Source organism: Flavobacterium sp. WC2421 (genome assembly GCF_040822115.1).
Lineage (GTDB): Bacteria > Bacteroidota > Bacteroidia > Flavobacteriales > Flavobacteriaceae > Flavobacterium.
The window spans coordinates 1074985-1088115 of the sequence record NZ_CP162004.1 but is presented as its reverse complement, the minus strand read 5'-3'; the positions used below and the strand labels follow the sequence as shown (position 1 = coordinate 1088115).

Annotated in this window: 8 protein-coding genes; 1 reads left to right on the top strand and 7 read right to left on the bottom strand. The window is 35.1% G+C overall.

Translation table 11 applies throughout. The annotated features are described in order from the left end of the window. Positions 1 to 4: 4 nt before the first annotated feature. From ileS to gdhA, 4 genes are all read right to left on the bottom strand, one after another. Positions 5 to 3406: an isoleucine--tRNA ligase gene (gene ileS, locus AB3G33_RS04580; RefSeq protein ID WP_367772973.1), complete on the bottom strand. Its 3402-nt coding sequence runs from the start codon at positions 3404 to 3406 to the stop codon at positions 5 to 7. Positions 3407 to 3503: 97 nt separating this feature from the next. Further along, positions 3504 to 4220 (bottom strand): DNA repair protein RecO, encoded by a 717-nt coding sequence (gene recO, locus AB3G33_RS04575; protein WP_367772971.1) that lies wholly within the window; start codon positions 4218 to 4220, stop codon positions 3504 to 3506. A 79-nt stretch (positions 4221 to 4299) separates the two neighbouring features. After that, a complete protein-coding gene (locus tag AB3G33_RS04570) occupies positions 4300 to 6585 on the bottom strand; it encodes a T9SS type A sorting domain-containing protein (RefSeq protein ID WP_367772968.1) in 2286 nt (761 codons plus the stop codon). Positions 6586 to 6711: 126 nt separating this feature from the next. Further along, the gene (gene gdhA, locus AB3G33_RS04565; RefSeq protein WP_367772967.1) at positions 6712 to 8055 is read right to left on the bottom strand and encodes an NADP-specific glutamate dehydrogenase; all 1344 of its coding nucleotides are present in this window, start codon (positions 8053 to 8055) and stop codon (positions 6712 to 6714) included. 278 nt (positions 8056 to 8333) lie between these two features. Here gdhA and AB3G33_RS04560 point away from each other — a divergent pair, with 278 nt between their 5' ends. Continuing rightward, entirely contained in the window at positions 8334 to 9137 is an 804-nt protein-coding gene (locus AB3G33_RS04560) for a glutamate dehydrogenase (RefSeq protein ID WP_367772966.1), read from the top strand. A 108-nt stretch (positions 9138 to 9245) separates the two neighbouring features. Here the strand turns inward: AB3G33_RS04560 and AB3G33_RS04555 are convergent, their stop codons facing one another. From AB3G33_RS04555 to AB3G33_RS04545, 3 genes are all read right to left on the bottom strand, one after another. Continuing rightward, positions 9246 to 9902 (bottom strand): 3-oxoacid CoA-transferase subunit B, encoded by a 657-nt coding sequence (locus AB3G33_RS04555; RefSeq protein WP_367772964.1) that lies wholly within the window; start codon positions 9900 to 9902, stop codon positions 9246 to 9248. A 90-nt stretch (positions 9903 to 9992) separates the two neighbouring features. After that, positions 9993 to 10691, bottom strand: a complete 699-nt coding sequence (locus AB3G33_RS04550; RefSeq protein ID WP_367756450.1) for a CoA transferase subunit A — start codon at positions 10689 to 10691, stop codon at positions 9993 to 9995. Positions 10692 to 10815: 124 nt separating this feature from the next. Further along, complete coding sequence (locus tag AB3G33_RS04545) at positions 10816 to 13122, bottom strand: penicillin-binding protein 1A (protein WP_367772962.1); 2307 nt, start codon at positions 13120 to 13122, stop codon at positions 10816 to 10818. Between the last annotated feature and the right edge of the window lie 9 nt (positions 13123 to 13131).

The following is a 13131-nucleotide window of genomic DNA, read 5'->3' as shown; positions in this document are numbered from 1 at the left end:
CTAATTATTTAGTAATTTTTATTTTTGTTTTTATCTCGTCAAATTCAATTTCTATGCCATTTTCAATCTCTTCATCAAAAACCAATTCTTCTGTTAAGGTTTCTGATTTTATATATTCTTCATTAGAGCCTACAGCTTCTTTTAAAACATCATTTTGCTGTAAGTGTACTTTTATTTTATCTGTCACTTCAAATCCAGAATCTTTTCTAATGTTCTGAATTCTGTTCACTAACTCTCTTGCTATTCCTTCTTTCTTCAATTCCGGTGAGATAACAATATCAAGCGCAACCGTGATTCCATTTGAATTAGCAACCAACCAACCTTCAATATCTTGAGATGAAATCTCAACATCTTCTAATGTTAAAGTTATGCTTTTTTCACCAATAACAACATCTATGGTACCTTCACTGTCTAGCTTGTTAATATCATCTGCCGAAAACCCTTGTATCTGCTTAGAAATCAACCCCATATCTTTACCAAATCTTGGTCCTAAAGTTTTAAAATTAGGTTTAATTTGCTTTACTAAGACACCCGAAGCATCATCCAAAAGTAGTATTTCTTTAACATTTACCTCCGCTTTTATAAGGTCAGAAACCGCCTCGATTTCAAGCCTTTGTGCTTCGTCAAGTACTGGAATCATTATCTTTTGCAAGGGTTGACGCACCTTAATCATTTCCTTTTTACGGAGTGATAAAACTAGTGATGAAATGGTCTGTGCTTTCTGCATTTTACTCTCTAACATTTTATTAACATAGTTTTCAACCGAAATTGGAAACTGGGCCAAATGTACACTGTCATACTTTTCTGATTGTGTTGTTAAAGTTAAGTCTCTGTAAAGCTTATCCATAAAGAAAGGAGCAATAGGAGCACTAAGCTTACTTACCGTCAATAAACATGTATACAGCGTTTGATAAGCCGCAATTTTGTCTTGAGCATATTCTCCTTTCCAGAAACGTCTTCTACATAAACGAACATACCAGTTACTCAAATTTTCTTGAACAAATTCTGATATAGCGCGTGCTGCTTTTGTAGGTTCATAATCAGCATAAAAACCATCTACTTCTTTTATCAACGTGTTCAACTCAGAAATAACCCATTGATCAATTTCTGGTCTTTCATTTACTGGAATTTCGGCTTCCTCGTATTTAAACCCATCTATATTAGCATACAAACTAAAGAAAGAATACGTATTGTATAAAGTCCCAAAGAACTTACGGCGCACCTCAGCAATTCCTTCTAAGTCAAACTTCAAGTTATCCCAAGGGTTTGCATTAGAGATCATATACCAACGAGTAGCATCAGGTCCATATTCTGATAAAGTTTCAAATGGGTCCGCAGCATTCCCTAGACGTTTAGACATTTTTTGTCCGTTTTTGTCTAATACTAAACCATTCGAAACCACGTTTTTATAGGCTACTTTATCAAAAACCAAAGTGGCAATAGCATGCAAAGTATAAAACCATCCACGCGTTTGATCGACTCCTTCGGCAATAAAGTCTGCAGGGAAATCTTTATTCTCATCAATTTTGTCTTTGTTTTCAAAAGGGTAATGCCATTGTGCATACGGCATGGAACCAGAGTCAAACCATACATCTATCAAATCAGCTTCACGCGTCATTGGTTTTCCAGAAGGAGAAAGCAAAGTAATTTGATCAACTACATTTTTATGCAAGTCAATTAAATCATAGTTACTTTCGTCCATATTCCCAATTTCAAACCCTTTGAAAGGATTTTCTTTTTGGAAACCAGCAGCTATTGATTTTTCTATTTCGTTGTATAATTCTTCAACAGAACCAATTAAAATTTCTTCTTGTTTGTCCTCCGTTCTCCAGATAGGCAATGGAATCCCCCAATATCTTGAACGCGATAAGTTCCAGTCATTGGCATTCTTTAACCAATTCCCAAAACGACCTTCTCCTGTTGCTTTTGGCTTCCAGTTGATGGTTTCGTTCAATTCAAACATTCTATCTCTAACTTCGGTGATTTTTATAAACCAAGAATCTAGTGGATAGTACAAAATAGGCTTATCTGTTCTCCAACAATGTGGGTAACTGTGCACATATTTCTCTACTTTGAAGGCTTTATTTTCTTCTTTTAACTGAATGGCAATCTCCACGTCTATAGAACGTTCTGGAGCTTCACCATCATTATAATATTCGTTTTTAACATACTTACCTGAATAATCACCTAATCCCTCGATGAATTTTCCTTGTAAGTTTACCAATGGTACTGGTGTTCCATCCGCATCTAAAACTAACATTGGCGGAATTTCTGGACTGGCTTCTTTAGCAACTTTTGCATCATCAGCACCAAAAGTGGGCGCTGTATGTACAATTCCTGTTCCATCTTCTGTCGTTACAAAATCTCCTGAAATAACTCTAAATGCATTTTCAGGATTTTGATACGGAAGCACTAATGGCATTAATTGTTCGTATTTGATTCCAACTAAGTCTGCTCCTTTTGCTTCAGCGATCACTTGGAATGGTATTTTCTTGTCTCCTGCTTTGAAGTTCTCAAAGTCGGCTACTTCTTCACTAGCAAAAAACCCTTTCCCAAATTGTTTTCCAACTAAGTTTTTGGCTAAAACTACATTCGTTGGTAAAAAAGTATACTGATTGAAAGTTTTCACAACAACATAATCAATTTTAGGACCTACAGTCAGCGCCGTATTTGAAGGCAATGTCCAAGGAGTTGTTGTCCAAGCCAAGATAAGAATCTCGCCAATTTCTTGCCAAGCAGCTGGCAAGGTATCATTAATTGCCTTGAATTGAGCTACAACAGTCGTATCCGTTACATCTCTATAACTTCCTGGCTGGTTCACTTCGTGAGAACTCAATCCTGTTCCTGCTTTTGGAGAATACGGCTGGATTGTGTACCCTTTGTACATCAAATCTTTATTATAGATTTGTTTTAAAATCCACCAAACCGTCTCCATATATTTGGGTTTGTAGGTCACATATGGATCTTCCATATCTACCCAGTACCCCATTTTTTCGGTCAAATCATTCCATACGTCTGTATAACGCATCACGGTTTTTTTACACGCCTCGTTATATTCTTCGATAGAAATTTTCTTTCCTATATCTTCTTTTGTAATTCCGAGTTCTTTCTCAGTTCCTAATTCTACAGGCAATCCATGAGTATCCCAACCTGCTTTACGCTTTACTTGGAACCCTTTTTGAGTTTTATATCTACAAAAAATATCTTTAATGGCACGAGCCATTACGTGATGAATTCCAGGTAATCCATTTGCAGAAGGTGGCCCTTCAAAAAATACGTATGGTGTACTTCCCTCACGGGTAGTTACACTTTTCTCAAATATGTTTTCTTTCTTCCAAAAATCAAGTACTTCTGACGCTACTGTTGGCAAGTCAAGTCCTTTGTATTCAGTAAATTTTGTGCTCATTTTATCCTTTTCTTTAATCGAAGTGCGAAAGTAAGGAATTTTGAATAATTAAACACAAATTTCACGAATTGACATGAATTTTGTTTATACACTTGGGTTAAAGTCTAAAAACTTCCTTTAAAACCTCCAAAGATTTTGGCCTTTTAAAACCGTCAAGATGGTAACTGTAGTATTCAATAAGTATTTTCAGCACAATTTGGCGTTCGATTACATGGAAGACTTTTTGATCGTTATCTAATCGCAAATCAATTAGTTTTTTAAACAAATTGGTTTCATGCTCTGTCAATGAACTGACCGCATGAAAAGGAGAAAAAACACCTTCGTTTACATCAAAAAAAGGCATATCTATATCGGATATATCAGGATAAAAACCAAGGTATTTTGTAGCTTCTAGCATTAGAATTAAATGAAAATTAGCTATTTCATCATGATGATCCAGCCAAAGCAAAGCCGCTTCCAGAAAGCTGAAAAGCGATTCGTTTTTTTCCTCTTCATGAATGGAATGGTACAATATTTCGGAAATAAAAATAACGATGGTACTTTTATAAATATCTGTATGAATGCTTGTAAATGGCGTGCTTAACTTAATTTCTTTGAAGTTTTCCAAAGTGCCTTTGTTCTTATGTACTGCTTCAATTTCTAGAATAGAAAGCGGTTGAAAATAAGCAATTTTCTGATTTGATTTTCTACCCGAAAAAGCATCCCGAACAAAATAGGATTTCAAACCATGCGATTGTGTAAAGCATTTCACTATCAAGCTTTTTTCTTGAAATTTTATTGATGAAATGACAATGGCTTTGGTTTTTACGAGCATTATTTTTGTTTAAAGTTTAAAGTTTAAAGTTTAAAGTTTGGGATTGTAGTTAATGACCAAAATGTAAACTAAAAACTAATTATCTGATTATCATTACTTTCTTCACTTTGGTTTCTACCCCGTCTTGTGCCGAAATAAAAATCATATACACACCCGAAGCTACTTTATATTTTCCAAATGCAGTGGTATCCCATTCAATCGTACCCCCTTCTGAAGTAGTTTCATAAACAAGATTGCCTTCTATATCAGTGATTTTAATATTTGCTTTATTAAGCAAACCTGCAATTTTTACTGTTCCTTGATATTCTGGCCGAACTGGATTGGGGTACACATACGCTTGTGTCAAATCTTCATTTGCAGCAGTAGAAACTCCTTTAAAAGAAACCAATCCTTTGGCTGTAGCTATAAAAACTTCACCTGTTGCACTATTTATATCAATATCATTAATCACATTGCTTGGTAATGGTGAGTTGTTTATGGTAAAATGATATTTGGTTTCTTGACCATTTGGCGACACCATAAACACACCCGAATCTGCAGTTCCTATCCATTTATTATTAGCGCCATCTACTACAATATCAGTTATAAACTGCTCATACAACAATTCTTGAGCAAGGTTATTATCCAATATAATAATGGAATTGGTTGTCAATTGATTGTCGGTTTGAAAATTACCTACATTAGATAATACCCGAAGTCCTTTTGTCGTTCCTATCCAAAGTTGGTTTCTATTGTCAACGGCTACAGCTCGCACATCCGAAATGGGCAAATTACCCGTATCTGGTCCAAAAGTAATTTTCTTAAATGTATTATTACTTTCATTAAATGCTATAACTCCATCTCGATTTGTCGTCATCCATTTTGTTCCATTGCGATCAATCACCATTCTACCAAAACTATTGTCTTGACTAGCATCTAAAATATTATCCATTGAAAAGCTTTGCCATTGCCCATTGGTTCCTAAAACTTTTAAACCGTTTTTAACCCTACTGTTAGTAACCCATAGATTACCTGATTTATCAAAAGCTGCTCCATTAATTCTAACATCAAAATAATTAGCTCCAGCAAAGGTTAATGTTTCTAAACCACTATTCGTTTGGTTATATAAAAAAGTAGGCACATCATTTTCAATTTTCAACAATCCCGAAAAGAAAGAACTAGCGAACACATCATTTTCATTACTTGGATTAATAGTCACCCTGCTTATTGATTTTGCTCCCAATACGGCATCATACGGAATATTTAACCAACCCGAGGACGAAAATTTACTCACTCCATAATTGTCTAATGGATACGGATTATAATCTACCGTATAATCCCCATATACAGCCCAAAAAAGATTTGGAGTTGCTTGAAGTGAAAAAATACTATTCCGTAGTGGCCCCATTGGTGTTATATTCTCAAAATCAGTAGCTGTAATTACTGTTGTATACAATCCATTTTGTTTTGTTCCAATATAAATTACATCCTCGATACTGGTAGCGCAACTAAAAATAGGGCTAGTACCCGGAATTTGATTGCTATTGATTTGACGTACTAGTACTAACTGTTTATTATAAATAAATATGCTATTGCTTGTGGTTACAATTAGATAAGAATCATTTGCCCTCATATCTAAAACAGGTTGAGAAAGAGCAATAAAACTTACAAAAGAATTGGTACTTGAATTGTATTTATGAATATCCCCTGAAGAATTTATAGCGATTAACTCCGTGTCAAAAGTTTCAATACTTGTCCAATTCCCCCCAGCTACTTGTTGCCATTGTGCATAATCATTCAAATTCTTATTAGCAATTAAGGCTCTTCGAATCCCACTATTTGTAGACGCATAGATAAACCCATTGTAAATTGCAGTTTGTGAAACAATTATTTCGGCACCATTATCTCCAATAAAATAAGTATCTCCAAAAAGCATCGTTTCTAAATTAAATTGTACGATTCCAAAATCACAAGAAACATAAACAACCCCTTCATACTCCATAAAATGATTGACTCTTTTCGTGCTGGCAGGAAGTTGCTTGTTAATAATATCAACCACATTTAACATGCTCCCATCGGCTTCGTTAATTACAATGAGTAAACCGTTTTCATAACCTACAATTGATTTATTGAATTGTGAACTATAATACAGTGCGCTTATGGTTTGACCCGAGAGTCCGTCGACAGTGTTTGTAGTTTTAATTAAGTTCGTGCTAGTATTTCTGGAAAAAAGTGCATTTTCAGAAGCGGCAAAAATAGTATTTGAAGAAGCCGATACATCTTTAATTTCATTGTATGAAAAATAGCCCTGCCATGACAAATTGTTTTGAGCAAATGTCATTTGCATTAGCAAGAGTAACAGCAATAGTAAAACGTTTTTTTTCATTCTTTGGATTGCAATTGATTCACAAATATAGCACAAACGAAAGTATTCGTTTTTTGTTGGGATCAAAAAAAAAGCCTTCCAACCAAAATTTGGCTAGAAGGCTTTAATCTATTATTTGAAAAAGACTTAAACCACCCCTTGAGCTAGCATAGCATCAGCTACTTTTACAAATCCAGCAATGTTTGCTCCTTTTACATAGTCAACATATCCATTACCATCAGAACCATACTTAACGCATGAAGCATGAATATTTAACATAATCCCTTTTAGTTTATCATCTACTTCTTCAGAACTCCAGCTCAATCTCAATGAATTTTGAGACATTTCTAAACCTGAAGTAGCTACTCCACCAGCATTAGACGCTTTTCCTGGAGCAAATAACAATTTAGCTTTTTGGATTACGTGAACTGCTTCTGGTGTTGTTGGCATATTAGCCCCTTCAGCTACACAAAGACATCCGTTTGCAACAAGTGTTTTTGCTTCGTCTTCGTTTAACTCATTTTGAGTAGCACATGGTAAAGCAATATCACATTTTACTTCCCATGGGCGTTTCCCTGCGAAATATTTAGCTTTTGGATATTTAGCAACATAGTCACTAATTCTACCTCTTAATTCATTTTTTATCTCCATTACATAGGCTAATTTCTCTGCATCGATACCATCAGCATCGTAAATATATCCAGCAGAGTCTGACATAGTCACCACTTTACCACCTAATTGAGTTGCTTTTTCAGTAGCATATTGCGCCACGTTTCCAGAACCAGAAACAACAACTGTTTTACCTGCAAAACTATTTCCTTTTGTTTCTAACATACTTTGAGCAAAATAAACTGCTCCGTATCCAGTTGCTTCAGGTCTAATTAAAGAACCTCCAAAAGAAATTCCTTTTCCAGTTAAAACACCCGTAAATTCATTTCTTAGTCTTTTATATTGACCAAATAAATAACCTACTTCTCTTCCTCCAACTCCAATATCTCCCGCAGGAACATCCGTGTTAGCACCAATATGTTTAGATAATTCCGTCATGAAGCTTTGACAAAAACGCATTACTTCATTATCTGATTTTCCTTTTGGATCAAAATCTGCTCCACCTTTTCCTCCACCCATTGGCAAAGTAGTTAAGCTATTTTTAAATGTTTGTTCGAAAGCTAAAAATTTTAAAATACTTAAATTCACTGAAGGGTGAAAACGCAGTCCACCTTTATACGGTCCGATAGCTGAATTCATTTGAATACGGTATCCTCTATTTACTTGAGTAGCGCCTTTATCATCAATCCAAGCTACACGAAACATAATGATACGATCAGATTCGACCATTCTTTCCAAAAGCATTTTGTTTTGGTATTTTTTATTTTCTTCGATAAAAGGAATCACAGTTTCAGCAACTTCCAAAACTGCTTGCAAGAATTCCGGTTCGTTTGGGTTTTTTTTAGTAACCTCTTCAATAAAAGTAGAAATACTTTGTGACATGATTATTAGATTATTAACGTTTAAGAAAACGTTTTCGTTAGAGTGTACAAATATACATTTAATGCGACTATTTCAAATTAATTATTAAGTATGTTTTATCGATTTATCTTTTTATTAATCATTCTTGAAGAATTCAGCTTTTGAAGTTGTAGTTTAAACGAAAACGTTGCTTTTTTCTTAGCCATTTTAGGAATTTAATTACTTATTTTTAATTTTAATTTCAAAGGTTGAATGATGTTTTTTATATATTTGTCAAGACTTGAAATTTTAACTAAAAAATGCTTAAACAAATAACCTTAACTCTATTGATTTTATTGGGCTTTTCAAACAGCTCAAATGCTCAATTTGGCTTTTCGCATGAAGTAGGAGTTATAGCTGGTCCAGTAGCTTTTCAATCTGACTACGGGGAACGTTATAATTTAACTACAAATGCTGGAAATACGGGTTTGGGTATAGGTATTATTCATTATATCAACTTTTCTTACAAGGCATCTTGTAACTGTTATACTCCCGAAACCTATTTTAACGATCATTTCAAGCTTAGGAGTGAATTGTCATACAATAAAACCGAGTTAAAACATTTTGGAGAATGGGTAAGCCCTGACAGAACTTCACTTGGTGCTGATCAATTAAGAGCAATGAGAGGTAGCACCGCTGTAACAAACATTGGTATGCAACTGGAATATTTCCCTTTTAGTATTCGAGATTTCACTTCTAGAATAGGTAGTCTAGGTCCATTTATAAGTCTTGGTGGGCAATTCAGTTATTACAATGCCACAGCCTCTTCCACATTAGGTCCTTTAGGCACACCATTAACTACTTTCCCTAAATACTTAACTCCTACTGACAATCGTCCCTATGGGTTTTCAAATGAAGGAGGTACAGTTTGGTCAGTAGTTTCAAGTGTAGGAACACGATATAAATTAACTCCTTTACGTGATTTAATGATTGACTTACGATTTCAATATTATTTTTCTAACTGGGTAGATGGTTTAAATCCAAACCCTGCTATTTATAAAGAAAACAAAGCTAATGACTGGTTAGTATGGCTTAATGTGGGTTATATATATTACTTACAATAGACCACAACAATAGCAATAAATAAAAATAGGCTGTCCTCAAAAAGGGCAGCCTATTTTTATAAGTATATTTTCTACCTATATTATTTTGTTTTGCTGTTTAATAAAGCATTAATCAATCACCATTTCAGGAATATCTCCTTCAATAATAAGTTCCGCTTCTGTGGAAGCAATAATATATTCTACTGTAACACCTGGAGCACGTTCTAGTAATTTAAATCCTTTTGGGGTTATTTCAAGCACGGCTAATTCAGTAACTACTTTTTTCACACAACCTACACCAGTTAGGGGTAAGCTGCATTTTTTAAGAATTTTAGATTCTCCTTTTTTATTTACGTGCATCATCGCCACAACAATATTCTCTGCCGAAGCGACTAAATCCATTGCGCCACCCATTCCTTTTACCATTTTGCCTGGGATTTTCCAGTTAGCAATATCCCCATTTTCAGCTACTTCCATTGCACCAAGAATGGTTAAATCTACTTTTTGAGAACGAATCATTCCAAAACTCAAAGCAGAATCAAAGAAAGAAGCTCCTGGTAAAGTCGTTATGGTTTGTTTTCCTGCATTAATTATATCAGCATCTTCTTCTCCTTCAAAAGGAAAAGGGCCCATACCAAGAACGCCGTTTTCACTTTGAAATTCAACAGCAATATCATTACGAACATAGTTAGCTACCAATGTAGGAATTCCGATTCCTAAGTTTACGTAATAGCCGTCTTTTACTTCTTTGGCTATTCGTTTTGCGATTTCTTCTTTTCCTAACATATACTTTATATTTAAACCATTAAGGAATTAAGGATAATTAAGTGTTTTATATAAAAGTAATCACCATGAATTTTGGGATTACAGAATCTATTATTTTTGTCTAACAGTTCTTTGTTCAATTCTTTTTTCGAATTTTTCACCTTGAAAGATGCGTTGTACCATGATTCCTGGAATATGAATTTCATTTGGGTCTAATGAACCCACTGGTAAAAGTTCTTCTACTTCGGCAACAGTAATTTTTGCACCACCAGCCATACAGGCATTAAAGTTACGAGCGGTTCCTTTAAAAATTAAATTCCCTGCTTCGTCTCCTTTCCATGCTTTTACGATGGCAAAATCAGCTTTGTAGGCTAATTCCATAATGTGCATTTTTCCATTAAATTCACGCACTTCTTTCCCTTCGGCTACTTCAGTTCCGTATCCTGCAGGGGTAAAAAAGGCAGGAATACCCGCTTGTGCTGCACGGCATTTTTCGGCTAAAGTTCCTTGAGGAGTTAACTCTACGTCCAATTCTCCAGAGAGCATTTGGCGCTCAAATTCGGCATTTTCTCCTACATAAGAAGAAATCATTTTCTTGATTTGGCGCTTTTGCAAAAGCAATCCAAGTCCAAAATCATCAACCCCAGCATTATTAGAAATACAGGTAAGTTCTTTGGTTTCTTTTATAACAAGCTCGGCAATTGAATTTTCCGGAATTCCACACAAGCCAAAACCACCTAGCATAATGGTCATTCCATCTTGCACTCCTTTCAGTGCGTCTTGAACTGTATTTACTTTTTTATTAATCATATATTTTGGTTCTAATGATGTAATTAATAGTACAATCTCTAGCCCAGATCAAAGCGGCATCCTTTGTGGCTGTTGTTCAGCCACAAAGATAAAGCGTAGAGCTGGAAATGGCTTCTAAAAAAATTTAAAATTCAAATTCATCTGTGTTTTGAACAGCTGTAGAATCTTTTACTTTTGGAGCCGAATAACAATCTACTTTTATAGACAGGTTTGCGGGTCTTTCAAATTCTTCTTTGGATACTTTAAGCTCCGAATCAGCATAACACAATTTCATGAAATAGGCCCAAACTGGTAAAGCTGCAGTGGCACCTTGACCATACGTAATGCTTTTAAAACGTGCAGAACGATCTTCGCAACCTACCCAAACACCCGTTACTAAATTAGGAACCATTCCCATAAACCAACCATCGGATTGATTTTGTGTGGTACCCGTTTTACCGGCAATAGGGTTTGTAAATTTATAAGGATATCCTGTGATTCTATTGTAACCATAACCACCACCTTCGGTTCTTAATCTGTTTCCAGATCCCCCTTCGGTAACTCCTTCTAATAATTTAATAATAGCAAAAGCGATGTCTTTATTTAGAACATCATGTGATTCTGGAATAGGCTCATAAATAATAACACCACTTTTATCTTCGATTCGTGTTAAAAACTGTGGTTTAGTATACACTCCTTGATTAGCAAATGTACTGTAGGCAGCTACCATGTCTTCCACTGTAATATCTACAGCTCCTAAGGCTATAGAAGGTTGCAAAGGAATTTCGGATTTTATACCTAATTTATGTGTCAATTTAACGACAGCTTCTGGCCCTACTTTATCCATTAATTTCGCCGAAATGGTATTGACAGAATTGGCTAATGCTTTTTTCAGCGTAATCATTCCTCTGTATTTATTGTCAGAGTTTTTAGGTGTCCAAGCAGCAGTAACATGGTGACGACCAACTGGAATTGTAAATGGTGCATCGATGATAGAATCACAAGGAGACATATTTAATTGCTCGATTGCAGTAGCATAAACAAAAGGTTTAAATGTTGAACCTACTTGTCTAGCTCCTTGCCCTACGTGATCGTATTGAAAATACTTGTAATTGATTCCTCCAACCCACGCTTTTATATTCCCTGTTTGTGGTTCCATTGCCATCAAACCAGATTGTAAAAAATGTTTGTAATAACGAATAGAATCTATTGGAGTCATGATGGTATCTTTTTCTCCTTTCCAGGTGAAAACTGTCATTTTTGTTTTGACTTTAAAAGACGCGATTATTTCCTCGTCACTTTTATCTAATGATTTTAAAACGGACCATCTGTTAGACGACTTCATGGCTTGGTTTAAAATACGTTGGGTTTCGGCATCAGAAATATTTACAAACGGAGCGTTTTTATTGGTTTTAGCCTGAATAAAAAACTCTTGTTGTAAGTTGGCCATATGAGCAGCAACAGCTTCTTCAGCATGCAATTGCATTCTGGAATCAATAGTCGTATATATTTTTAAACCGTCTTTGTAGATGTCGTAATCTGATCCATCTGGTTTTTTATTTTCATCAACCCATTTTTTCATGTAATCACGTAAGTATTCTCTAAAATAAGTTGCAGTCCCTTCCCTATGGCTTTCTAATTTAAAATGTAAAGTGATGGGCATTGCTTGCATTTTTACTTTTTGGTCTTCCGTTATCATATGCGCTTTTTCCATTTGAGAAAGCACTACATTTCTACGGTTTTTCACCCCTTGTGGGTTTCTTACCGGATTGTATAATCCTGAATTTTTGAACATCCCAACCAAAATTGCTGATTCATCAGTCGTTAGATTCTTTGGTTCTTTTGAGAAATAGGTTTGTGCAGCAGAACTCACCCCAACGGAATAATTACCAAAATCGTATACGTTGCAATACATGGCAAGAATCTCGTTTTTAGTATATTGTCTTTCTAATCGGATGGCGATAATCCATTCTTTAACTTTTTGCACAATTCTAAACGGCAAAAATTTAGACCCTTCACCGTGAAATAATTGTTTGGCTAGTTGTTGTGTCAAGGTACTTGCCCCACCGCTAGTTCCAAGACTTGCAATGGCTCTTAATGTTCCTCTTCCGTCAATCCCAGAATGCTCATAAAAACGCTCATCTTCAGTTGCAACCAAAGCATCAACTAGATTTTTAGGTAAATCAGAATATTTTAATTGTGAACGGTTTTTCTGAAAATATTTTCCTAAAACAACCCCATCAGAAGAGATTATTTCTGTAGCTAAATTAGAATCGGGATTTTCTAGATCTTCAAAGGACGGCATAGAGCCAAAAATTCCCCAAGAAGCAAACAAGAAAAAAAGAACAACAGCTCCCATTCCGTAAAAGAAAAACCTCCAAAATGTTTTAGTATAATACTTGAAATCTTTATCTACAGTATTACCTTTATTATTGTTTTTATTAGCAGCCATATATCTATT